Raw genomic sequence first — 22,297 nt, 5'->3', positions numbered from 1 at the left:
CTACCTTGAGTCGCAACCGTTGTGCTCTCTGCAACGACGCGCCGTGGTCTTCGTCTGATGGGGGATCGCTCGTGGCCAAACGAAAGTCGTTGTTCGCCCAGATGTATGCAGCTCGCAAGAAGGCCAAGCTAGACGAGGAGCGGGCGCGTCGGCAGTACGAGGTAGAGGAGCGAAGGCTCGCCGCGCAGTTGGAGAGGGAAGCTGAGCACCAGCGCCGAGCAGAGGAGCGCGCCGAGCAGGAGAGATTGAAGCGGAAGCAACTGGCGCAGCGGGAACGGGAACAGGCGGCCGCGAAGGCGAAGCGGTTGGCTGACCAGCAGGAGAAGGCTCGCCAACGGCAGGCAGCTAACGATGTGCGGGAGCTGCAGCGCCAGCAGGCGGAGGAGCGGCGCCTGATGGGACAGCGCCAGGTGGCTGAGGCTGAACACAGGACCGAGGCCGTCCGACAGCAGCTCACCGCGCTCGAACGCCTCCTTGAGAGCCGCAGTCGAGAGCTGGCGAGAAAAAGTCGTCGGGCAGAGGAGGTGTTCAACGCCCAAGGCCCGGCCGCTTTCGTCGCAGCGGTACAGCGAGCACTGGCAACGTCGGACTACCCCGAAGGCTTACACGGGTCCTGTGCGGCCATGTACCGACCCGAGGCCCGAGAGCTGTTGATTGAGTACGAGCTGCCGCGGCAGGATGTCGTCCCTGCGGTGGTGGGCTACCGATACATGAAGTCGAAGAGCCTCGTCCAGCCTGAACCCCGCAAGGAAGCCGAGATCAAGAAGCTGTACGGCGATCTGATCGCGCGGGTGACCCTGCGAACTTTGGCCGAAGCGTTCGACGCCACGCCGGTCACTCTGGTCGACGGCATCGTCTTCAACGGCTACGTCTCGGCCAAGGACCGAGCAACCGGCAAGCCGATCAGGCGCTTGCTGATCAGCATCCACGCGACCCGCGACTCCTTCGCCGAGATCGTGCTCGACGAGCGCGAACTCGACCCGGTGGTGTGCCTACGCGGCTACCTCAACGCGGTGGTCTCGCCGCACCCATACGACTTGGAGGCGGTCCGCCCAGTCGTGCAGTTCGACCTTTCCAAGTACAAGTTCGTCGAAGAGATGGACGTAGTGGCCGGCTTGGACAGCCGGCCGGACCTCTTGGCACTCAAGCCCGTGGAGTTCGAGCACCTCATCCGCCAACTCTTCGAGAACATCGGCATGAAGTCATGGGTGACGCAGGCATCTCGCGACGAAGGCGTAGACGCGGTCGCCTACAACGACGATCCCATCGTTGGCGGGCTCTGCATCGTCCAAGCGAAGCGCTACAGCAAGATCGTCGGCCTGGAGGCGGTCCATGCATTAGCCGGGGTGATGGAGGACAAGCACGCCGCCAAGGGAGTACTAGTGACGACCTCCTGGGTCGGCAAGGCAAGCCGCGACTTCGCCGCCCGCAACGGAAGGATCGAGATCATCGAGGGACGACACCTCAAGCACATGCTCCTGGAACACCTCGGACTAGACACACTGATAAGCCTGCCCAAGCTGCCGCCCGACTGGGAGCAAGCAGATATCGCCTAGCAGCCGAGCAGCCAACGGAGCAGCCAACCCGGCGAGCATTGACGGACGGTCGCGGACACGAACAGCAGTTGGCACGGAGCGAGCATCCGCGTGAGGGCTCCTTCACGCGGCGGGGTCGACTTGGGGCAGGAGTGGAACGGCTGTCGACAACAACGCATTAGCAACGCCGCCGGACGGCAGCGCGCTGACGAGTGCTGGCATGGCTAAGGCTCTTGGCGTGCAGCCGTTGCCGCACGTGTGCGGACGCGACGCACAGAGCTTGCAAGCGAGAGGTTGGCGCAACCCGCTGGACGGGGATCAGCGGAGCACCGACACTCGGCACTCGTCGCGCCGCCGCCGACTCTCGTCCGTGATGATCGTCCGGTTTCGGGATGGCGCAGGCTAAGAGGCAGACACGAAGCTGTGGAGGTGGCGACCTTCATCCTTACGTGGGACGGCAGCGAGTCGGTCTATCCGCCGAAGGAGTACCAAGGCCATGTGGCGGCGACCAGACGGGGCCGCGCCGTGCCGTTGACCTGGAGCGTGGGGTCGCGCCGAGGCGGGATGAGCGTCGGCGACCGGGTCTTCCTCCTGCGCCAGGACAGCGACCGCGCCATCGTGGGCAGCGGTTGGTTCTGTGTTCCGCCGGGCCACGGCTCGGTCGCATGATCAAGCTCGGCCCAACTGGCTCATTGGCGGAAGACGCATGACGCAATATCGCCGACGTGGTCATTGGCGTCGGGGAAGGGCCGGCGGGCTCCACTGGGTCTCGGATCACACCGTGAATCGGGGCCGGAAGTCCTCAGGCTGGGCATGGTGGTCCTCCCCACAGCCCACTCGCACCAAGTCGGTGAAGCCGTCGGCCACCGTGTCGCGCCCTTGGTACCCGACCGCCTCGGCGAGCTACTCGCCCTTGGCGAAGCCGAATGCGAAATGCCCAGTTTGCGACGCCGCCGTGTACTACTACGCCAACGAATTCGGGAGCAAAGTCTACTTTGACGCAGTAGGAAAACCCTGGCCGAAGCACCCATGCACGGACAATCAAGAGGACTCCTCGAACCCGTTCGGAAGCAGTTCCACGTGGGCAAGTCCCAGCCGGCGAGCCCCCCCGCCGCATCGCGAGGCAGCTGGACCTCCCAACAGGACCAGCTACGGCGCCCAGTGGAAGCCCGTGACGCCTGGGCTTCCTGCCGCGTCAACGGTCCCGAGCGGCGTGGTGGCAATAGACCTCTCGAATAGGCCGCCCCGTCGACGCTGGTTACGCTGGAAATGGTTGGCAGTTTTTGCGCTCTTTGTCCTGCTCGTCCTGTTGTCTCAGGGCGTGATACCTAACGACATCTATCGGGAGGTGGAATGCACTAGGCAAGCAGTGGTCGCAGGGAGGGGTACCTATGACAGGGCAGCCGCAGAGGTGGGTACCTATAACGCGGAAAAAAAGCAGTGCGAGGATTGGGTGTACAACCGTGGCCCGAAGCCGTCTGGTGTCACAGTGGAGTGATCCGGCCGTCGATGGGGCAGCCGGTGGCGATGGCGGATGTGGCGGATCAGCCCGTCGCGTCGGTGCTCCAACGGTTTCTGCCCCTTGATCCCCTAATGCCAACGGGCTAGGGGCCACAACGTCGTAAGCCGCCATCCTCACTGTCTGCAGCCGACCCACACTCCGTGGATCGGGCCTGCCCCGGGGTGACAAGGTGGAGCGCCCTACCGGACTGAACAACCTTGGCAACCCGGGGCAGGTCTGCGACCTGTACTGGCGATTTGGCTAGGACATCGGGAAGGTCTTCGGCAAGCGACGGCATCGCCGCAGTCTCCCGCAAGGCGGTGGTCGGGACACTCCGGGGACCGGTGCGACCAGCCGTCCTCGGCTCCCGGAAGCGGAGCCAAGGGCGAGCCAGAATCACGACGCCACACCGTAGGTAGCAGAGAGGCAGCAAAATCGCCGATACGCGAGAGCAAGGGACACGATAGGACCGTAAACGACCCGTACGACCGCACAGCGGAGAGCGACAGACCGCAACGGTTGCCAGGCCGTCACGGCGTTCACACGAGGTGCTTCTCTTCATACCGTTGCAAGGCGCGTACCAACCAGGAGGAGCTAGAGATGATCGAGATCGTTGCCCGCGATGGTCAGCCACAAGCTCTGCTGTGTCCTGCCCTGGTGTGCGACGTCTGCCGGCTGCAGGTGGCAGGCCCAGGCAACATCGTCTGGTACGCGCGTACCGAGCCAGAGCGTCAGTCGAGCCCGATGTTCGTGGCACACAAGCCTTGCAACCGGCGTTTGGAGGCCATGTTGGAACCGGTCTACCCACGTGACAAGGGCTGGATGGGGCTCTGGGAAGAGGCCGATAGGTTCATTGCGCAACTAGCCCACAACAGCAGGCATCCGTTTGCCGAGGACCCAGACGGCACCTACCTAGACCAGGTGGTGGTGCAACCGGGGGGCCTCATCCTGCCGAACATCCATCGCAACGCGCAGGCCCTGTGAGCGGCCTTCGCAACCGCTTGACATCCCCAGCTGACATCAACGGAGCCAGCCCTCGGCGGGTATCACCGGACGGACCAGGCGCAGGCCCCGGACGTCACGGACGGCGACGGACGCCACGACCATGGCCGAGCGCGCCTTGTAAACGAGACGTAGGCGGTTCAGTTGAGGGGATGGGGTGCCGAACTCGATGATTGTCCGGCTGCCGGCCCGGGAGCCGCGCCGACCGCTAACGGATGTATTCGTACTGTGTAAGACGGCTGCTCGGCCCATTCCTCCGTGTACCGGATCTGCCTGACCTGGCGGTCATCGAGATAGAGGGCCACCTGCCTGAGGGCGCCCAGATGGGCCAAGTCGAGGTTGCCGGTGGCCTTGACTTGCAGCACGTCGCCAACACCGCCGAGGTAGTTCGTCGCATCCGAGGGTGCTTGATTAGGCCCGCGTACCACCAGGTCAAGCGCGATCTGGCAGGCCAACGGGGGCCACCCCAGTCGTGCCGCTGCTTGCCCGGCGGCGTTCAGCAGCGCGCGGACCCGCGCGGCGTGGCTGTGACCCGCCGACAGCAGCGAAGTGGCCTCGTTCTTGGTTGGCGGCCATCCCGGCACGTCAAACGCGATCTCCGCGGTTCCCTCGGTGCCATCGGGGAGGTCAGTCATGTCCTCGACTGAACCATGGTGCATCGGAATTTCCTGGCCGCGTGGATAGCCGTACTTGGACGGCGAGCGATGGACTGGATAGATCATCTGGCACAAGCCGGGCACAATTGACGGCGACAAGGGCCGTCAAACGCTGGAAGGCAACGCGCGACCTCGCGCAGGTCAGCAGGCCGATCCACCCGATTGCGGATGATCACCTGACTACCAGAGGGGCTCAGGGTTCGAGTCCCTAGCGGCCCACTGGTAGGTCGGGAGCTGCAGTGAACATAGCTCCGAACCAGCTTTCAAGACTTGTGTCGGCTCCGCCTGAAAACTGACCCCGTGGTTCCGGGCGAATTTTGACCCCTTCCGGAAGCATCGGGAGGTGCTGAGCGTGGAGGACTGGGCGGAGATCCGCCGGTTGCACCGGGCGGAGGGGATGGCGATCAAGGCCATCTGTCGCCGGCTGGGGGTCTCGCGGAACACGGTGCGCAAGGCCTTGGCCAGTCATGAGCCGCCCCGCTATCAGCGGGCGGCGAAGGGGTCGATCGTGGATGCGGTCGAGCCGCAGATTCGGGCGTTGTTGGCGGAGTTCCCGGACATGCCCTCGACGGTGATCATGGAACGGGTCGGGTGGACCCGAGGGAAGACGGTGTTCTGCGACCGGGTGCAGCAGTTGCGGCCGTTGTTCCGCCGCCCTGACCCGGCCCAGCGCACTGACTATCTGCCGGGTGAGCTGGCGCAGTGTGATCTGTGGTTCCCGCCGGCGGACGTGCCGTTGGGCTTCGGTCAGGTTGGCCGTCCGCCGGTGCTGGTGATGGTGTCGGGGTATTCGCGGTGGTTGTCGGCGGTGATGATCCCGAGCAGGCAGTCGGCGGATCTGCTGGTCGGGCACTGGACGCTGATCTCCAGCTGGGGTCAGGTGCCGAAGGCTCTGGTGTGGGACAACGAGTCCGCGGTCGGGCAGTGGCGGGCCGGGCGGCCGCAGTTGACCGAGGCGATGAATGCCTTCCGCGGCACCCTGGGCATCAAGGTGATCCAGTGCCGGCCGGCGGACCCGGAGGCCAAGGGCCTGGTCGAGCGGGCCAACGGCTATCTCGAGACATCGTTCCTGCCCGGCCGCCGGTTCGGCTCACCAGCTGACTTCAACGCTCAGCTCACCGAGTGGCTGGTGCGGGCGAACCACCGCCGGCACCGGACGCTGGGCTGCCGGCCGGTGGATCGGTGGGACGCCGACCGGCAGGCGATGCTGCCGCTGCCGCCGGTCCCGCCGGTGGTCGGCTGGCGGCAGACCACACGGCTGCCCCGTGACCATTACGTGCGTCTGGACAGCAACGACTACTCGGTGCACCCGTCGGTGGTCGGCCGGCGGGTCGAGGTCACCGCCGACTGCGACCAGGTGACGGTGCTCTGCGACGGTCGACCGGTGGCCAGGCATGACCGCTGCTGGGCCAAGCATCAGAGCATCACCGACCCTGCCCACCGCCAGGCCGCCGCTGACCTGCGCATCGCCGCCCAACGCACTCCGGCAACCGCCGTCGACGCCCAGGTCGAACGCCGGCCGTTGAGCGACTACGACCGCCTGTTCGGCTTGGATGAGGTGGCTGCGTGATGGCCGGCAAGACCAGCAACCGCAACGTGGCATCGGAGATCGCGTTCCTCACCCGCGCACTGAAGGCGCCGTCCCTGGCCGCGTCGGTGGAACGTCTGGCGGAGCGGGCCAGGGCCGAGTCGTGGACGCACGAGGAGTTCCTTGCCGCCTGCCTGCAACGCGAGGTCGCCGCACGGGAAGCCCACGGCGGTGAGGGACGCATCCGGGCAGCGAGGTTCCCGGCCCGCAAGAGCCTGGAGGAGTTCGACTTCGACCACCAACGCTCCTTGAAGCGGGAGACGATCGCTCACCTGGGCACGCTCGACTTCATCACCGGCCGGGAGAACGTGGTGTTCCTGGGCCCGCCCGGCACCGGCAAAACCCACCTGTCCATCGGGCTTGGGATCCGGGCCTGCCAAGCCGGACACCGGGTCGCGTTCGCCACCGCCGCCCAGTGGGTATCCCGCCTCGCCGACGCCCACCACGCCGGGCGCCTGCAGGACGAGCTGGTCAAGCTCGGCCGGATCCCGCTGCTGATCGTCGACGAGGTCGGCTACATCCCCTTCGAAGCCGAAGCCGCGAACCTGTTCTTCCAGCTTGTCTCCAACCGCTACGAACGAGCTTCGCTGATCGTCACCAGCAACAAGCCCTTCGGCCGTTGGGGCGAGGTCTTCGGCGACGACGTCGTCGCCGCAGCCATGATCGACCGCCTCGTCCACCACGCCGAGGTCATCTCGATGAAGGGCGACAGCTACCGCCTCAAAGACCGCGACCTCGGCCGCGTCCCCGCGGCCACCAAGACCAACGACTGAACATCAACAACCAACGAGGGGGTCAAAGTTCGGACGGACCACAGGGGTCACGTTTCAGCCGGCGTTGACAACTTGGCGCTCCGCTGCCGGCCGGATCCCACCTCGTGAGCCAGCCGTACACGTGGGCTCGGGCTCGGTCGGCCCTGGGTCTGTCAACGGCGACGAAGCCTGTCCAACAGCGACCTTTGCCGCGGCGGTGGCGCGGGTGGTCCGCCAAGCGAGACGCTTCCATTGCCTGGCCACTCCTGGGATGCAGCGGTCAGATCCACTGCATGGTTAAGGGTTTCGTTTGGCATGCCTGGGGTTATGTAAACCAGCTGCGCCACGGAAACGCCAATTGTGAGTGGTCTGGTCTCGGCCGCTTCACGCATCATCAGGTATCTGGTCTCGACCAACCCGGCGACGTCTGAGCGGCATGCTGGGTCCACCCAAGCCGCGGTGATTAGCGCATAGAGCGCGGCTTCGGTAATCCAGTCCTCGACACCGTAGGCCAGCTCGATCAACATTTGTCGCCTGGTCGATGTCGGCCACGGTTGCTCCGGTCGATGATGCAGCAGGCCCAGGCAGCACCACGCCTGGATGTAGCGCTCCCACAAGCCTGGCAGGCGATCCCATCGGCCTGCCGGCATCTGCGGCGGATGAACCATGCTGGCCAGCAGGTCCTCTGCCTCAATGTCTGCAAGCGGACCGGCCGCGTCATACATCATCGGCGGTGGCGCCCACGGCAGGCCGGCAAAGTGAGCTGCGATAGCGGCAGAACCAGCGGTGCTCGGCGGGCTCAACGCCGGCGACGCGTTGACACCGTCGAAACGCCACTGCACGATGCCGGGCTTCAACGGTTTCCGCGGATCGGGCTGCCCGGGATCTCCCATAGCGATGACCGCCTTTGGCCACCAACGGCGGAAGGTGGTCAGGGCACTGGGCACCTCCATCGAGGAGATACCGAGCTCGCAAGGCATCGAGCGGGTCTTCGGGTCAGTCTGGGCGAGAATCTTGATGCACGACTCGGTGGCAGCCGGGACACGGCCGAGCCACGGCAAACCTTCGCAGCTGGTGACCAGCTCGAGACGTTCATGGCTTTGCGCTGGTTTGGCTCGTAGGCGATCAGCCAGAGCGATCAGGCTTGCCGCATTGATGTCTTCAGGCATGTCGCCTCCCCCGTGAACGCGCAAGGCAACATCTCAGGCCGCAGGCGGCCGGAGTGATCGACGTACAGCACAGAAGTACAGCAACGCGAGCGACCGCAGGAGCCGCGACGGGCCCGAACCGCGCCTTCCGATGTCGCACGGCACCGCACGAGACTGCGCCGCCGTGACCTACGGACCAGAAGGTGCCGCGTCAGCATAAAGTCAGCGAACGCTGTGCTGCGCGACCGACTCCAATGGTCACAGCCGGCATGACACCGAAGGCAGGACCACAGGGAACGACACCCGCTGACACTGGCCGACAACGCCGACCAGGCTCCCCCCGACGGGGGTCGTCCCATTCTGAGCTGAACACCCCGCAGCAGCTCACAGGGTCGTCTCCGTCCTCGTCGAGGCAGTGACTACGGGGACTACCTGCGACCTGGTGCAGCTGTCATGCCAAGGTGACCTCGCGAAAGTAGGTCAGCGGCGTGATTGTCGACGCGCCGTCCAGGTGTCGTAGGACTTCCTCGGCGAACCCCAAGTAGTTGGAACCAGTGGCGGTGATGATGTTGCCGTCGACAACCAGCGGCTGGGCGAGTTGCGTACCGCGCCCGACGATCCCGGCATAGGCGTCGTCGTCGGGGCCTAGCGAAGCGGTGTAGCGGACGCCGTCGAGTGCGCCGGCGGCGCCGAGCAGGGCCGGGCCGCCGCAGATCGCGGCGAGCAGTGAATCCCTGGCCCCCATGGTCCTGATCAGGTCCGCGAGCAGAGGATTCTCCAGCAGCGGGGTCGGAACGCCCCCTGGGATGATCAGAGCGTCGTAGTCCGCTGCGTCGATGTCGGCAAGCCCCGCGTCGGGCTGAACGGACAGCCGCCCGATCGACGTGACGGTCGCGCGGGTCGGTCCGACGGTGGTCAAGCTGTGCTTGGTCGCTCGCATCGCGGTGACCAGGATGGCGACCTCGAACTCGGCGAAGTCGTTGTAGACGAACATGAGGAGCTTCTTAGGCATGGTCAGCGCAGCTTAGTCGAATGCACCGCGAGCCGGCGCCGCGATCAGCCGCAGCGTCGACCGGCGACCGAGACGCGAATTGGCAGCCTGCGCCCGGCTCCCCCCAGTTGGGCTCAGGCCCGGCTGGATTCGACCCCCGGTCGCAACGCTGTCGACAGCAGTGCTGACAGCAACGGCCATGGACGGCGGCGCGCCCGGGAGTGCGGAGATGGACGAGTCTCCGAGCTGACGACCGTTGCCGGACGGGCGCAGACGCGATGCACAGAGCTTGTAAGCGAGATGTCGCCGGTTCGATCCCGGCCGGGGGCTCCAATTCCACGAGGCAATTCTCGGCGGACACTGACGCGAGTCGGCCGGTTGACAGCAACGCTGACAGACATCCCATGAGCGCTGCGGTCAAGCAGCGGCGTCTTGGTGGTGCTGTTCGCGGTGGTGCCAGGCGGTGGCTTCGTCGTAGTGGGTGCCGGTTTTGAGGCAGCCGTGGAGGATGCCGACGAGGCGGTTGCCGAGTTGGCGTAGTGCGGCGTGGTGGCCGAGGCCGCGGTGGCGTTGCTGGTCGTAGTAGGCGCGGGCGCCGGGGGAGGCTTTCAGGGCGGCGAAGGCCTGCCGGCCGAGGGCGTCGATGAGTCGGTCGTTGTGCACGTAGCGGGCCAGCACGATCTTCTTCTTGCCGGACTGGCGGGTGATCGGGCTGGTTCCGGCGTAGTTGCGGCGGGCTTTGGCGTCGGCGTATCGGGTGGTGTCGTCGCCGAACTCGGCTAGCACCCGGGCGCCGAGGATTCGGCCCAGGCCGGGCTGGCTGAGGTAGATCTCAGCGTCCGGGTGCTGCCCAAAATGCGCCTCGACCTGCTCTTCCATTGCCTTGATCTGGGTGTGCAGCGTGGTCAGGATCGCTACCTGGGCGCGGACGGTGGCTGCGTAAGCCGCGGTGACCACTGGCGGCTGGCCCAGCTGCTGGGTGCGCAGCGCGGCCTGCACCTTCTCGGCCTTGGCCGGCACGTCGCGACGGCGGGCCCGTCTCAGCGCGGCGGTGATCTGCGCAGTGGTCAGCCGGGCCGCCGACGCCGGGTCGGGAGCCTTGCCCAGTAGCTGCAGGGCGTCGACGGCGGTCAGGTCGTCGAACGCGACCAGGGCGGCGGGGAAGAACTCCCGCAGCGTCTGCCGCAGCCGCAACGTGTGACGGGTGCGTTCCCAGATCAGCGTCTTGTGCGCCCGGGCCACGACCTTGACCGCCTCGGCTGCAGCGCTGTCGCCGGCGACCGGGCGTAGCTGATGCCGGTCGGTACGCACCATGTCGGCCAGGGCGTGGGCGTCACCAGCGTCGCTTTTCGCACCTGAGACGGCGTGCCGTTCCCGATACCGGGCCACCTGCAGCGGGTTGATCGCATACACCTGATAGCCGGCCGCGATCAGCGCCTGCACCCACGGACCCCGGTCGGTTTCGATGCCGACCACCACCTGGACCGGGTCGCCGTCCTCGCCCAACTGCTGGCCGATCAGCGCGTGCAGGCCGGCGATCCCCGCGATCCCTTCCTCGAGTTTCGCCTTGCCCAGCCGTCGGCCCGCCTCGTCCTGTATCTCGACATCGTGGTGGTCCTCGGCCCAGTCGTCTCCCACGAACAGCACGTCGTCCTCCCGCAGGTCCACAGTCGCGCGAGCTGTCTGGCAGCCTCCGGGAGACCTTCCGCAAGCTAATGATCAAGTGCTCACGCACCTGCGGCGGGCACGACATCCCATCAGCGATTCCGTCTCCCGACCACCGGCAGGGGCACGATCTGTCAATAGGACTGCAACGCGTCCTGCAACCGGGAGTGCTCACCCGCCAGCGGCTACCGGTGCCGAGTCTGCCGCAACCGACCCGGCAAGTCTCATTAGCAACCGGGTTCACGAAAGCCGCCCGTCGAGCTTGCCGAGTGCCTCACGCATCGCGTCGAGGTTGGCGTGAGCGTAGACCTTGAGCGTGATCTTCACGTCGGCGTGCCGGGCGATGGCCTGGACGACGTGCGGCGGCACCCCCAGCTCCATCAGCAGGGAAACCACGGTGTGCCGCAGATCGTGCAGGCGGACCCCGCCCAGCACCTTAGTCGAACACACGTTCGATCCGGCCGGCCGCGGCGTGCCGGGCACACAAGGTGACCGGAGCCTTACCCGCAAAGGCTCAATGTCCACTTCTCCCGCATGATGTGGACCGATCGTCGGATCTAGATCAGCCTCCCAGGCATTAGCGTCAGCACGATTCGCGGCCAGGGAACGGAGACGCAGTGCAACAGAAGCTTCAGACCCGTGCGTTCGAGCATGTGACGCCGATCCTGCAGGCCGGTGAGCAGCCGGTCGTGGCGACGCGGGCCATGGTCGGGAAGTTCTCGTCCAGTCGAGTCGGGACGGTCGTCAGCCAGGCGATCAGGCTTGAGGGTGGCGGAGCGTTGTTGGGGGCGGCGCTAGCCTCGACCCGTAAGCAGTTCGTCGTGCTCACCAACCGTCGACTGATCTTCCTGCCGCAGACGTTTCTAGGGGGCCCCGGAAAGAAGGTCCTCGGTGAGCTGCCCCGCGAACAGGTCTCGCTGGCCGAGGCCAAGATGGGCGTCGTGAGCCTGCTGCGCCTCGCGTTCGGTACTCCGGGCGACGGCGTGGCTCTCACCTTCCCCCGGGTGGACAAGAAGAACGCCGAGGCGCTCGCGGAAGCCCTGCGGCAGGCTCCGGCCGCCTGATCACCGGGCCCGCTGCCGGCGTGTCGGGCTCCACTTGATGCGTGACGGATTTGTGCCGGATGATGCGTTACATGACCGGCTAGGACTCGCCTACCTGCCCGGCCGGGTCCCGGCACGCCGAGGTCAGATGTCGAGGAGGCCCTCGTCGTACCAAACGTCCTCGTAGCCGGGGCCAGTACCACGCCCCAACCTGGTGGAAGAGCGAGATACGGCCCGAGCTCGGGGGCGTAGTCGTCCAGGTGCTCAACATGTAGTGGGGCGAAGAACTTCTCGTCGTCCCCGGGGATCGCTGGGCCGCGCCACACGAACCAGCCGTTGCTGCTGCCGGCGACCGGATGCCGCAGAGCGTTAAGCGGCTCCAGGTGGCGTGGGCGTGAAATTGCGAAGCCGACCATCGTCCGCTGTCCGGGCGGCGATGGCTCGACCGCGAAGCGTCGGCACATGTCGCGTTGGCCAGGATGGCAGCAAGACTGTCAATGGTGCGCTGGGCATCGTTGGCATCCGTCTCGTTCACCCAGCCCTGTAGCCAGGGGCCGTCGGGGCCGGCGATCGCAAGCAGCGCTTGATGAGCGAGCGGGACGAGGCCGACTGCTGGCTCCGGTAGCGCTGCGGCGGCTGGATGGCGGAGGTGCTGGCCGTTGGGGAGGCTGGCTGCCACGAGTGCAGCGCACGCGACGACTTCGTCTGGGAAGACGTCGCGCATGAGGGCTGCCGGCTCCCGCAACACCAGGGAGAGCATGCGCCCGACTTCATCGGCCCGTGAGTTGGCCGGCTGGTCGGCCAGCTGGTCGACCAGGTCTTGAGCCCCGTCGCTATCGAATGGACCGGTGCCGAAGGTGCCCGTGCGCTGTCCCTGCTGCGAGTCTTTCACCAAGTTCGGCTGTGATCATGTCAAGCATCTGGTGGGACGCAAGTGTCAAGCATCAGCCGGGACACGACCCATGCCGGCTGCCGGCGTGTCGGGTCTCAGGACCTGCGTGACAAATCAGTCTCGGGACGTGGGTGACACCTCCGGCTAGACGATCATGGCGTGCCCCCGCCTCCGGTCCATCCTGGCGAGGAAGGGGACCTGCCCGCCTGAGACGATGGGTGGGTGAACATCACCCGACTCGTTACCTCGGAGGATGCGCCGGCCCTGGCCGAGTTGCTCCACGTCAACCGTGAGTTTCTCGCGCCGTGGGACCCGATCCGGAGCGGGGACTACTTCACGGCAGACGGCCAGCACGCCGTCATCGAAGCCGATCTCCAGCAGCACGAGCAGGGATCGAAGCTGCCCCACGTCATCCTCGACGACTCCGGTCGCGTGATCGGCCGCATCAACCTGAACGGCATAGTGCGCGGCCCGTTCCAGTCATGCGCCATGGGCTACTGGGTAAGCGCCAGCCACAATGGCCGAGGGTTCGCGACCAAGGCGGTGCGCGAGATCGTGCGGGTGGCCTTCGAGGACTTGGGGCTGCACCGGGTGCAGGCAGAGACCCTGCTGCACAACGTCAGATCGCAGCGCGTGCTGGAACGCAACGGATTCGTGCAGTTCGGCATGGCGCCGGAGTACCTCAACATCGCCGGCCGGTGGCAGGATCACGCCATGTACCAGGTGGTGAAGCCGTCGTCGGCAACCGGCTGAACGTCATCGCCCCACCACGGGTGCGCTGAAGCCGCGCCTTGCGATCACGGTGCCCGGTGTTCGCTGACACCTACCGCGCCAGCCCTCGGCACAGTGTCACGCAGGTCCTGATACCAATCTGTCACGCAGGTCCCGAGACCGGACATGCCGGCTGCCGGCGTAGTCGGGAGCACCGCATGGCGCGCTACGGGGGCGGCAAGTATGGCGGGATCGAGCCCTCGCGGAGCACGCACAACGTTTTCCTCTACTCAGATCCCCAAGCGGGCAGTCTTTACGGCTACAACTACGACGGTTGGAGCGCCGACGGGTCGGTGTTTCTCTACACCGGCGAGGGACGACGCGGCCACGCCCATACATGACCGGCGGAGCGCAGCAGCCCGAAACAACGGCGCCGCTGCCCGGGAATCACCCGCAACGCGACGCGCGCGGTGCGATGCACGACCCGCGGGGCGGCGGGATCCCGACGACGAGGCACGAACCGAAGCCAACACCACACCTACGACATTTCCTCAGCCCCGATCAACCCGGCCAACGTTTGTGGAGACGGCACTAGCTGCCGGCCAACCCCGCCGCCGCGGTGCACGGGTCGTCCGTCGTGGTCGTCGACGGGCGTACCCGCATCGCGATCAGCTTCACCGTCACCAACCGCGCCATCGGCATCGAGGTGGTGGCCAGCCCGGACCAGCTTCGCGCTCTCGACGTGGTCGTGGGCTGACCGGCGTCGCCCAGCCCGAGCGGTAACCTGACGGCGATGAGCCGCGCCGTGGAGGAGTCCAACCGGGCGATGCTGCGCGCCCGGGACGCCATGGACCGGTCGTACGCCGAGCCGCTCGACGTGCCGGCGCTGGCCCGGATCGCGCACGTCTCCGCGGCGCACTTCATCCGGACCTTCCGCGCCACCTTCGGCGAGACCCCGCACCGCTACCTGCAACGCCGTCGGGTCGAGCGGGCGATGTACCTGCTGGTGCAGACCGACCAGCCGGTCACCGAGATCTGCTACGCGGTCGGGTTCGGCAGCCTGGGCACCTTCAGCCGCACCTTCCGCGACATCGTCGGCGAGTCGCCCTCGGACTACCGGCGGCGGAAGGCCCCTGCCCCGGCCGTGCCGAGCTGCTTCGCCAAGGCCTGGATGCGGCCGAGCAGCGTCCGCTGACCGGTCAGCGGCCTACCCGCCTGCGCACCTCGCCCCAGATCCGGTTGCCGAGCCGGGTCCGCTTGATCCAGCGCAGCCGGGTGACCAGCGGGTGCGTCGGCGTACGCGGGCGCGGGGGTGCGGTGATCCGGGCGTACGTGGCGGTGGTGGTGGTGGGCCGGGTGGCGCCAGGTTCGAGCTGGTGGGAGGCGAGCGCCAACCAGGTGAACTGCTGCAACGTCCGGGCGTCGGCGCGACCGCCGTTGACGGCCGCCCGCAGCACCTTCACCACCGCCGGCCGGTGGATCACCTCGGTGATCGGGCCGTGCGCCGTGTCGAGCAGATCGGCGATCACCTCGATGCCGTCGCCCTCCCACACCCGGGTGGCGGTGGACCCGCCGGTGCTGACGCTGACGAATGGGACCTCCGCCCACTCCGGGACCAGCCGTTCGATCAGTCCGGTGTGCAGCAGCCGGCCGCGCTTCTGCTCGGGGGTCAGGCCGAACGTGGCGGCGACGAAGCCGGGGGCGAGGAACGGGGTGACCATGCCGGTGGCGTTGGCGGAGGTGCACCAGCGGCGCATCCGTTCCACCAGGTAGAGGTGATCGAGGAGGTGCAGGTCGCGCAGGCCGATGTCGCGGGCGTGGCGGAGCACCGCGGCGATCCGGTCCTGCTCGGCGGCGACCGCCGGCTCGGTGGCTGCCGCTCTCGGCACCGCCGCCAGGAGTTTCGCCAGCCCGGCCTGCTCAGGTGACGCCGTCTCCGCGTCCGCGGGTGGATACCAGTAGCCGGTGGCGAGCTCGCCGGCGGCGCCGGTGAAGGTGGCCGGGCGGACCCGCTCGTCGAGGCGGGTGGCGGCGGCCGGGCGGACCACGTAGCTCGAGGGGAACTGGTAGTCGTGCAGCCGCTGCAGCCGCCTGGTGCGCTCCCGCAGGCCGGTGCCGAGCACCCGGGCCGGCGCCCCGGCGAGCCGGAACTCGTGCTCCGGGTGCAGCCCGCGCTTGTTCCGCAGGATCTGCACGAGCTGCCGGGCCACCTCGCCCTCCGCCCCGGTGTCCTCGTTGGTCACGAACCTGGGGGTGCCGCCGGCGGCGAGCAGCGACGCCGCGATGAGCCGGGAGTCCTTGCCGCCGGACAACCCGAGCGGGATCTCGTCGGCGTAGAGCCGGTGGACGCTGGCCGCGGTTCTGGTGAGGGCGTCGGCCGCCCGGTCCAGCAGGTCGTCGAGCGACCCGCCCCGGCCGGTGAACCCGCTGGTCACCACGTCGTCGGTGGCGTACCGGGTCGAGGTGGTGAGGTCCCAGCCGCCGTCGGCGCGGCGGCGGCCGGTCACCCGCTCGCCGGGCCGGAGCAGCCGGGTGCCGGCCACCGGCGAGAGGTCGCCGCCGAAGTGCCCGCAGAGCGCGTAGGACCGCCACCCGTCGGGGTCGGGGCGGACGTCGCCGTGCAGGAAGGCGGCGAGCGGGCTGGGCCGGGTGCAGAACGCCGTCACCCCGCCCGACGTGCCGGTGAATACCCGGCACATCCCGAGCCAGTCCTGCTGCAGGGCGAAGCGACCGGCGGCCTGGAGAGCGAGCAGCCCGAACGGCGGCACCACCTCCCGGTGCACGTCCTCGCCGGCCAACAGCCGGTCGGCCAGCGCGGTCGGGCCGCCGGTCACGTCGAGGCCCACCGGGAGCCCCAGCGAGACCGCGGTGACCGGACCGGTCACGTCCACGGTCGACCATCGGTACGCCCCAGGTTCGTGCGGGTGGAGAACGGTGACGCCCCAGTCCTCGCCGCCGAACTCGTGCCGACGGAAGCTCGCCGGGATCACCTCGGCGAGGCTCGCCTCGAAGCGGTCCCGGGCGGCCCGTCGGGTCTGTTCGGGCAGCGTCCGGTCGGCGAACCAAGCCAGCATGATGTGCATCGGCGATCCTCCGGACCCGCGGGGCGGCAACCCCGTGACGCAAGTAAACACAGCGCACACCTGCCGCGGTGTCCCGCAAGAACAAACGAGGAACATCAGGCAAATGTCGTACCGGTACCGTCGGCCGACGCTTTCGCCGAGGCGAGCAGTTTTGGAGAAGCCTGAGATGAAGGCCCCCGTCTAGCGTCGTTGGCATGACGATGAACTCGATTTCCCGCTCCCAGATCTACGTCCTCGACCAGGACGAGGCCCTCGACTTCTACGTCGGCAAGCTCGGCATGGAGGTCAACACCGACCAGGACCTCGGCTTCATGCGCTGGCTGACGGTCAACCTCCCGGACGACCCGGACCGGGAGATCCTGCTGGAGAAGCCCGGTCCGCCGGCCCTCGACCCGGCCACCGCCGAGCAGGTCCGGGAGTTGCTCACCAAGGGGGCGCTGGGCGGCTACCTCTTCATGACCACCGACGACGCCCGCAAGACGTACGAGGACCTGGTGGCCAAGGGTGTGGACATCACCGACGAGCCGACCGAGCGTCCGTACGGCATCGACTTCGGCATCCGGGACCCGTTCGGCAACCGGATCCGCATCGGCCAGATGCACCCGAAGGCCTGAGGGGGCGGCCAGATGACCCAGGCGATTCCTCTTCGGGTGCGGCCGGCCGCGGTCGGCCGGGACCGGGCGTTGCTGGCCGGCGGCGTCCTCGCTGGCCCGCTCTTCGTCGGCTCCGTGCTGGTCCAGGGCTTCAGCCGGGACGGCTTCGACTTCCGCCGGCATCCGGCGAGTGTGCTGAGCAACGGCGAGCTGGGGTGGGTACAGATCGCCACCTTCCTCGCCAGCGGGCTGCTGGTGCTCGGCGCCGCCGCCGCGCTGGGCCGCCGGGACACCGGCGCCCGGTGGCTGCCGAGGCTGCTCGGCCTCTACGGGGTCGGGCTGGTGCTCGCCGGGATCTTCCGGGCCGATCCGGCCGACGGCTTCCCGGTCGGTACGCCGAGCGGCCCCGGCCAGGTGAGCTGGCACGGCGGGCTGCACTTCCTCGGGGCGACGGTCGGCTTCGTGGCGCTGATCGTCGCCGCGGTGGCCGCCGCCCGCCGGGGCGCCCGGCGGGGCGAGCGCGGCTGGGCCGCGTACAGCCTGGCCAGCGGGGTCTGCTTCGGGACCGCCTGGGTGGCCCTGATCGTCCGGCCGGTGCCGCTGACCATGGTCGGCTTCGGCCTCGCCGTGGCGGTCGCCTGGGCCTGGGTCAGCGGGACGCTGTGGCGCATCGACCACGGTCGGAACGTCTGAGGTCGGCACGATCGGGAGGCGCGGGCTAGGCTCGCGTCTCCCGATCATGGGTGAGGTGACGGATGGCGAGCCGGTTGCTCTACCTGGCCCGGCACGGTGAGCAGCACCGGGCGGAGGACGAGGCGCCGGAGACGGGGCTCGCCGACCGCGGCCGGCGGCAGGCGACCCTGCTGGGGGAGCGGCTGCGTGGGCTGCCGTTCGCGACCATCCACCATGGACCGCTGCGCCGGGCCGCCGAGACCGCCGAGCTGGTCGCCGCAGCGCTGCCGGGCGTACCCGTGCACGCCGCGGAGATGGTCGGGGACCACCTGCCGCACGACACGGACCCGGCCGGCCTGCCCCCGGCGTACGCGAGCTTCCTGGCCGGCTTCGACGAGCGCGAGCGGACGGACGGGCCGCGCCGGACGGCGGAGGCCGTGGCCCGGTTCGCGACGCCCCCGGCCGACGGGGGACGTCCGCGAACTGGTGATCACGCACAACTTCCTGATCGCCTGGTTCGTCCGGCACGCCTTGGACGCCCCAGAGCGGCGCTGGCTGGGCCTGAACCACCACAACTGCGGGCTGACCGTGATCCGCTACAGCTCGGGCGGGCCGCCGAACCTGATCGCCGTCAACGACGTGGCCCACCTGCCGCCCGAACTGCGCGGCACCGGCCTGCCACCGGACTACGTCGTCTAGTCAGGTCGTACCCGGACGGGTCGACCTCGGTGGCCTTCGGGGTCTGCTCCACACCGGCGGTGGCGAGGAAGTCGTTCTGGGTCTTGTCGTTCTCGTCCCGGCCGTCCAGCGGCGGCTGCCCGCCGGCCACCGAGACGAGGTCCACCTCGCATCGTTGGACCTGCTCCGGAGCTTCCTCGCCGTGCACCGGGGTCGGTGACCGGGGCGGCCGAGCTGCTCGGGCTGGCCCAGCCGACCGTCACCGCCCAGCTCCGAGCGCTGGAGGAGATCGTCGGCCGGCCGCTCTTCGGAGCGGCTGCCGGAGCCGGTGACCCCGCAGGCGCTGCGCGACGTGCCACTCGTCGCGTACGCCGAGGAGGCCCCGATCGTGCGCCGGTACTGGCGGACCGTCTTCGACACCCGGCTCACCCGCACGCCGAGCCTGGTCGTGGCCGACCTGCGGGCGGTCCGGGCGGCGGTGCTCGCCGGCGCCGGGGCGAGCGTGCTGCCGACGTACCTCTGCCGGGGCGAGCTGGCCTCCGGCGCGCTGCGCGAGCTGCTCGCGCCGCCGGTGCCGCCGCTCAACACGCTCTTCCTCGCGGCCCGGCCGGCGGCGGCGGGCCGACGGGAGATCCAGACCGTCCGCCGCGCCCTGCTGGCCGCCGCCGACGGCTGGTGAGGTCGCCGGGGTCGCCCCCGCGGGTCAGGTGGTGGCGCGGGTGAGCAGCTCCACCACGGCGGCGGTGGCCGCCGGGCGGTCGGGATCGGTGGGGCAGTCCACGTAGCCGGTCGTCCGGTCGCCCACGGTGAGCTGGTAGGTGAACGCGTCGGCGCAGCTGCTCGGGGCGGTGGTGGCGGCCGTCTCGCCGGCCAGCCGGGAGTCGGCGGTGAGCTGGCGCAGCCGGTCGAGGTCCGCCGGGCCGAGCTGCCCGGAACGGGTGGCGCCGGTCTTGTCGGCCACGGTCCACCGGCCGTCGGGCTCGACGGTGACCGTGTCCCGCAGCCCGGCGATGCCGCCGGATTTCGCCAGCACCACCCGAGCGGCAAGGGTGGCGGACGCCGAACCGGAGGCGGGGGCGCCGGGGGTGGCCACGGTCGGGTCGGTCGTCGCGCAGCCGGCCAGGGCGACGAGAAGTGCGGCGAGGAGGGCCGCCGCGCGGGGGTTCGATCTCATGCCGATCGGACGCGCGGCCGTGCCGCCCGGTTCCCGTCACCTGGACCGCCTCATCCGAACGGCCAGTGTCCCCGGCAGGAAAGCGCTCGCCCTCTTCCCCTTTCTTCGATGTATCGCTATATCTACATGCGTGACTACCCCCGTCACAACTTTCCCCCGTCAGGAGGGCCCGTGAAAAGACCCCTCGCCGCAGTCGGCGCAGCTCTGCTCACCAGTGGCGTGCTGACCTGCGTCGCCACCACGGCGCACGCGGCAACCCCCAGCGCCCCCGCTCCGGAATCCACCGCCGCAGCCCGCGCGGACAACCTGCTCCGCACCAACCCCGGCGCCGTGCAGGGCGCCGGCGGTGAGGCGTACCAGGCGGTCCGCACGAAGGTGGATGCCAGCGGCGCCGCGCACACCCGGTACACCCGGACGTACCACGGCCTGCGCGTGTACGGCGGTGACTTCGTCATCCACACCGCCCCCAACGGCAGCTACGCCGGCACGTCCGTCGGCCTGGCCGCACCGCTGACCCTGGGCACCACCGCCAAGGTCGACGCGGCGGCCGCCAAGGCGAGCGCACGCCAGGCCTTCTCCGGCTCGCTCACCTCCGTCGGTGCGCCGGAGCTCTTCGTCGACGCCAGCTCCGGCCGGGGCCGGCTGGCCTGGGAGACCGTCGCCTCCGGCATGAAGGCCGACAAGCAGACCCCGTCGAAGCTGCACGTCATCACCGACGCCACCAGCGGCAAGGTGATCGGGTCGTACGACGACATCGAGACGGTTGCCGGCACCGGCAACAGCATCTACTCCGGCACGGTCAGCATCGACACCACGCTCTCCGGCAGCACCTACCAGATGGTGGACCCGTCGCACGGCAACGGCCGTACCTGCGACATGAACAACGGCACGTCGACCTGCACCACCTTCACCGACGCCGACAACACCTGGGGCAACGGCGCGAACTCCAACCGGCAGTCCGCCGGGGTCGACGCCCACTTCGGCGCCGCCAAGACCTTCGACTACTACAAGAACGTGCACGGCCGCAACGGCATCTTCGGCAACGGCACCGGCGTGCCGAGCCGGGTCCACTACGGCAACAACTACGTCAACGCCTTCTGGGACGGCTCCCAGATGACCTACGGCGACGGCTCGAGCAACTCCCGTCCGCTGGTGGCGCTCGACGTGGCCGGCCACGAGATGAGCCACGGCGTGACCGAGAACGTGGTCCCCGGCGGCCTGACCTACTCCGGCGAGTCCGGCGGCCTCAACGAGGCCACCAGCGACATCTTCGGCACGATGGTGGAGTTCTACGCCAACACCACCGCCGACCCGGGTGACTACCAGATCGGCGAGAAGATCAACATCAACGGCAACGGCACGCCGCTGCGGTACATGTACAACCCGTCGCTGGACGGCTCGTCCGACAGCTGCTGGACCACCAACACCAAGAACAAGGACGTGCACTACTCGTCCGGTCCGGCCAACCACTTCTTCTTCAACTTGGCCGAGGGCACCGGCGCCACCGCGTACGGCACCTCGCCGGTCTGCGGCTCCGCCCCCGCGGTGACCGGCGTCGGTCGCGCCAAGGCGGAGAAGATCTGGTTCCGGGCGCTCGACGTCTACTTCACCTCGAACACCGCGTACGTCAACAACACCACCCCGTCGAACACCGCCCGGGCGTACACCCTGCGGGCGGCGACCGACCTGTACGGCAGCTGCTCCACCGAGTACAAGACCGTCCAGGCGGCGTGGACCGCGGTGGCCGTCTCCGGCAACGACGCGCCCTGCTCGACCGGTAACGACTTCTCGGTCTCGCTCTCGCCGACCTCCGGCTCGGTGACTGCGGGCGGCTCGGTCTCCACCACCGTCTCGACCGCGACCACCTCCGGCACCGCGCAGACCGTGACGTTCTCCGCGTCCGGCCTGCCGAGCGGCGCGACCGCGTCGTTCAGCCCGTCCTCGGTGACGTCCGGCGGGTCGTCCACCCTCACCATCAGCACCACGTCGAGCACCGCGGCCGGCACCTACCCGGTCACGGTCACCGGCACCGGCACGTCGGTGACGCACACGGCGACCTACACGCTGACCGTGAACGGCACCGGCGGCGGCTGCACCGGCGCCGGCCAGAAGCTCGGCAACCCCGGCTTCGAGTCCGGCAACACCGTCTGGGCGTCCACCTCCGGCGTCATCGGCCAGTACGGCTCGTCCGGTCAGCCGCCCCGCTCCGGCACCTGGAACGCCTGGCTGGACGGCTACGGCACCAGCCACACCGACACGCTCTCCCAGGCGGTGAGCCTGCCGGCCGGCTGCACGTCGTACAACTTCAGCTTCTGGCTGCACATCGACACGTCCGAGACCACCACCAGCATCGCGTACGACACGCTCCGGGTGCAGGTGCTCAACTCGTCCGGGACGGTGCTGGCGACCCTGGCCACGTACTCGAACCTGAACAAGGCCGCCGGGTACACCCAGCGGTCGTTCTCGCTGGCCTCGTACGCCGGCCAGACCGTCACCCTGAAGTTCACCGGTGTGGAGGACATCTCGCTGCAGACCTCCTTCGTGGTGGACGACACCGCGGTCAACGTCTCCTGACGTAGCCGTACCGTCGGCGGGCCCGGCGGCCACCCCACG

General features: G+C 68.6%; 22 protein-coding genes and 4 pseudogenes. 17 read left to right on the top strand and 9 right to left on the bottom strand.

The window, feature by feature from the left end; all coding sequences use genetic code 11:
• Positions 1–71: 71 nt before the first annotated feature.
• The 3 genes from EV384_RS01685 (at position 72) to EV384_RS01675 (ending at position 4,020) form a co-directional block, all read left to right on the top strand.
• Positions 72–1,556, top strand: a complete 1,485-nt coding sequence (locus EV384_RS01685) for a restriction endonuclease (RefSeq protein WP_207232215.1) — start codon at positions 72–74, stop codon at positions 1,554–1,556.
• A gap of 408 nt (positions 1,557–1,964) precedes the next feature.
• Entirely contained in the window at positions 1,965–2,204 is a 240-nt protein-coding gene (locus EV384_RS01680; protein ID WP_130329450.1) for a hypothetical protein, read from the top strand.
• A gap of 1,432 nt (positions 2,205–3,636) precedes the next feature.
• Positions 3,637–4,020: a hypothetical protein gene (locus EV384_RS01675; RefSeq protein WP_130329448.1), complete on the top strand. Its 384-nt coding sequence runs from the start codon at positions 3,637–3,639 to the stop codon at positions 4,018–4,020.
• A gap of 158 nt (positions 4,021–4,178) precedes the next feature.
• Here EV384_RS01675 and EV384_RS01670 read toward each other — a convergent pair whose 3' ends face one another.
• The gene (locus tag EV384_RS01670) at positions 4,179–4,673 is read right to left on the bottom strand and encodes a RusA family crossover junction endodeoxyribonuclease (RefSeq protein WP_242624421.1); all 495 of its coding nucleotides are present in this window, start codon (positions 4,671–4,673) and stop codon (positions 4,179–4,181) included.
• Positions 4,674–5,037: 364 nt separating this feature from the next.
• Here EV384_RS01670 and istA point away from each other — a divergent pair, with 364 nt between their 5' ends.
• Positions 5,038–6,264, top strand: a complete 1,227-nt coding sequence (gene istA / locus EV384_RS01665; protein ID WP_130329446.1) for an IS21 family transposase — start codon at positions 5,038–5,040, stop codon at positions 6,262–6,264.
• A complete protein-coding gene (gene istB / locus EV384_RS01660) occupies positions 6,264–7,055 on the top strand; it encodes an IS21-like element helper ATPase IstB (RefSeq protein WP_130329444.1) in 792 nt (263 codons plus the stop codon). The genes istA and istB overlap by 1 nt, the downstream gene beginning before the upstream one ends.
• A 152-nt stretch (positions 7,056–7,207) precedes the next feature.
• Here the strand turns inward: istB and EV384_RS01655 are convergent, their stop codons facing one another.
• From EV384_RS01655 to EV384_RS01640, 4 genes are all read right to left on the bottom strand, one after another.
• Entirely contained in the window at positions 7,208–8,203 is a 996-nt protein-coding gene (locus EV384_RS01655) for a hypothetical protein (protein WP_130329442.1), read from the bottom strand.
• 430 nt (positions 8,204–8,633) lie between these two features.
• Positions 8,634–9,176 (bottom strand): DJ-1/PfpI family protein, encoded by a 543-nt coding sequence (locus tag EV384_RS01650; RefSeq protein WP_165439848.1) that lies wholly within the window; start codon positions 9,174–9,176, stop codon positions 8,634–8,636.
• 414 nt (positions 9,177–9,590) lie between these two features.
• A complete protein-coding gene (locus EV384_RS01645; RefSeq protein WP_130329438.1) occupies positions 9,591–10,820 on the bottom strand; it encodes an IS110 family RNA-guided transposase in 1,230 nt (409 codons plus the stop codon).
• Between the two features lie 258 nt (positions 10,821–11,078).
• Complete coding sequence (locus tag EV384_RS01640) at positions 11,079–11,288, bottom strand: tyrosine-type recombinase/integrase (protein ID WP_242623901.1); 210 nt, start codon at positions 11,286–11,288, stop codon at positions 11,079–11,081.
• Between the two features lie 167 nt (positions 11,289–11,455).
• Between EV384_RS01640 and EV384_RS01635 the strand changes: the two genes are divergently transcribed.
• A complete protein-coding gene (locus tag EV384_RS01635) occupies positions 11,456–11,902 on the top strand; it encodes a PH domain-containing protein (protein WP_130329436.1) in 447 nt (148 codons plus the stop codon).
• Positions 11,903–12,084: 182 nt separating this feature from the next.
• On the opposite strand, the pseudogene EV384_RS37170 reads toward EV384_RS01635, so the two are convergent.
• Together EV384_RS37170 and EV384_RS37165 are read right to left on the bottom strand one after the other, a co-directional pair.
• Positions 12,085–12,345: pseudogene (locus EV384_RS37170) on the bottom strand (immunity protein Imm33 domain-containing protein); the annotation flags it as partial.
• Between the two features lie 56 nt (positions 12,346–12,401).
• Positions 12,402–12,773, bottom strand: a pseudogene (locus EV384_RS37165) (DUF4259 domain-containing protein); the annotation flags it as partial.
• Positions 12,774–12,995: 222 nt separating this feature from the next.
• On the opposite strand from EV384_RS37165, the gene EV384_RS01620 reads away from it, so the two are divergent.
• From EV384_RS01620 to EV384_RS01615, 4 genes are all read left to right on the top strand, one after another.
• Positions 12,996–13,526, top strand: a complete 531-nt coding sequence (locus tag EV384_RS01620) for a GNAT family N-acetyltransferase (RefSeq protein ID WP_130329434.1) — start codon at positions 12,996–12,998, stop codon at positions 13,524–13,526.
• A gap of 56 nt (positions 13,527–13,582) precedes the next feature.
• On the top strand, positions 13,583–13,885 hold the full coding sequence (locus tag EV384_RS37520) for an SRA domain-containing endonuclease (RefSeq protein ID WP_479724754.1): 303 nt from the start codon (positions 13,583–13,585) through the stop codon (positions 13,883–13,885).
• Between the two features lie 218 nt (positions 13,886–14,103).
• On the top strand, positions 14,104–14,241 hold the full coding sequence (locus tag EV384_RS34590; protein WP_165439846.1) for a hypothetical protein: 138 nt from the start codon (positions 14,104–14,106) through the stop codon (positions 14,239–14,241).
• A gap of 36 nt (positions 14,242–14,277) precedes the next feature.
• Positions 14,278–14,679 carry a helix-turn-helix domain-containing protein gene (locus tag EV384_RS01615; protein WP_207232214.1) on the top strand — a complete coding sequence of 134 codons (402 nt, stop codon included), beginning with the start codon at positions 14,278–14,280 and terminating at the stop codon, positions 14,677–14,679.
• A 4-nt stretch (positions 14,680–14,683) separates the two neighbouring features.
• Here EV384_RS01615 and EV384_RS01610 read toward each other — a convergent pair whose 3' ends face one another.
• On the bottom strand, positions 14,684–16,567 hold the full coding sequence (locus EV384_RS01610; RefSeq protein ID WP_130329430.1) for an asparagine synthetase B family protein: 1,884 nt from the start codon (positions 16,565–16,567) through the stop codon (positions 14,684–14,686).
• Between the two features lie 194 nt (positions 16,568–16,761).
• Here EV384_RS01610 and EV384_RS01605 point away from each other — a divergent pair, with 194 nt between their 5' ends.
• The 6 genes and pseudogenes from EV384_RS01605 to EV384_RS01580 all read left to right on the top strand — a co-directional run bounded on the left by EV384_RS01605 (position 16,762) and on the right by EV384_RS01580 (position 19,189).
• Positions 16,762–17,181, top strand: a complete 420-nt coding sequence (locus tag EV384_RS01605) for a VOC family protein (protein ID WP_130329428.1) — start codon at positions 16,762–16,764, stop codon at positions 17,179–17,181.
• A 12-nt stretch (positions 17,182–17,193) separates the two neighbouring features.
• Positions 17,194–17,853 carry a DUF998 domain-containing protein gene (locus EV384_RS01600; RefSeq protein WP_130329426.1) on the top strand — a complete coding sequence of 220 codons (660 nt, stop codon included), beginning with the start codon at positions 17,194–17,196 and terminating at the stop codon, positions 17,851–17,853.
• A gap of 62 nt (positions 17,854–17,915) precedes the next feature.
• Positions 17,916–18,080 (top strand): annotated as a pseudogene (locus EV384_RS35710) (histidine phosphatase family protein); the annotation flags it as partial.
• Entirely contained in the window at positions 18,067–18,531 is a 465-nt protein-coding gene (locus EV384_RS01595) for a histidine phosphatase family protein (RefSeq protein ID WP_242623900.1), read from the top strand. The pseudogene EV384_RS35710 and the gene EV384_RS01595, both read left to right, overlap by 14 nt.
• A 195-nt stretch (positions 18,532–18,726) precedes the next feature.
• Positions 18,727–18,774: pseudogene (locus EV384_RS37160) on the top strand (hypothetical protein); the annotation flags it as partial.
• Between the two features lie 64 nt (positions 18,775–18,838).
• A complete protein-coding gene (locus tag EV384_RS01580; RefSeq protein WP_207232213.1) occupies positions 18,839–19,189 on the top strand; it encodes a LysR substrate-binding domain-containing protein in 351 nt (116 codons plus the stop codon).
• Positions 19,190–19,213: 24 nt separating this feature from the next.
• Here the strand turns inward: EV384_RS01580 and EV384_RS01575 are convergent, their stop codons facing one another.
• A complete protein-coding gene (locus EV384_RS01575) occupies positions 19,214–19,684 on the bottom strand; it encodes a protealysin inhibitor emfourin (RefSeq protein ID WP_130329422.1) in 471 nt (156 codons plus the stop codon).
• Between the two features lie 171 nt (positions 19,685–19,855).
• On the opposite strand from EV384_RS01575, the gene EV384_RS01570 reads away from it, so the two are divergent.
• Positions 19,856–22,258 carry a M4 family metallopeptidase gene (locus EV384_RS01570; RefSeq protein WP_130329420.1) on the top strand — a complete coding sequence of 801 codons (2,403 nt, stop codon included), beginning with the start codon at positions 19,856–19,858 and terminating at the stop codon, positions 22,256–22,258.
• Positions 22,259–22,297: the final 39 nt, after the last annotated feature.

The sequence above is a fragment of the Micromonospora kangleipakensis genome, assembly GCF_004217615.1.
GTDB lineage: Bacteria > Actinomycetota > Actinomycetes > Mycobacteriales > Micromonosporaceae > Micromonospora > Micromonospora kangleipakensis.
This window is presented reverse-complemented; position numbering and strand designations above follow the sequence as displayed.

Bases quoted from the DNA above. Each gene is read 5' to 3' on its own strand.
- istB (WP_130329444.1), top strand. From the start codon at position 6,264: ATGGCCGGCAAGACCAGCAACCGCAACGTGGCATCGGAGATCGCGTTC.
- EV384_RS01595 (WP_242623900.1), top strand. From the start codon at position 18,067: ATGGACCGCTGCGCCGGGCCGCCGAGACCGCCGAGCTGGTCGCCGCAG.
- EV384_RS01650 (WP_165439848.1), bottom strand. From the start codon at position 9,176: ATGTTCGTCTACAACGACTTCGCCGAGTTCGAGGTCGCCATCCTGGTC.
- EV384_RS01600 (WP_130329426.1), top strand. From the start codon at position 17,194: ATGACCCAGGCGATTCCTCTTCGGGTGCGGCCGGCCGCGGTCGGCCGG.
- EV384_RS01605 (WP_130329428.1), top strand. From the start codon at position 16,762: ATGACGATGAACTCGATTTCCCGCTCCCAGATCTACGTCCTCGACCAG.
- EV384_RS01615 (WP_207232214.1), top strand. From the start codon at position 14,278: ATGAGCCGCGCCGTGGAGGAGTCCAACCGGGCGATGCTGCGCGCCCGG.
- EV384_RS01670 (WP_242624421.1), bottom strand. From the start codon at position 4,673: ATGACTGACCTCCCCGATGGCACCGAGGGAACCGCGGAGATCGCGTTT.
- EV384_RS01575 (WP_130329422.1), bottom strand. From the start codon at position 19,684: ATGAGATCGAACCCCCGCGCGGCGGCCCTCCTCGCCGCACTTCTCGTC.
- EV384_RS01610 (WP_130329430.1), bottom strand. From the start codon at position 16,567: ATGCACATCATGCTGGCTTGGTTCGCCGACCGGACGCTGCCCGAACAG.
- EV384_RS01675 (WP_130329448.1), top strand. From the start codon at position 3,637: ATGATCGAGATCGTTGCCCGCGATGGTCAGCCACAAGCTCTGCTGTGT.
- EV384_RS01655 (WP_130329442.1), bottom strand. From the start codon at position 8,203: ATGCCTGAAGACATCAATGCGGCAAGCCTGATCGCTCTGGCTGATCGC.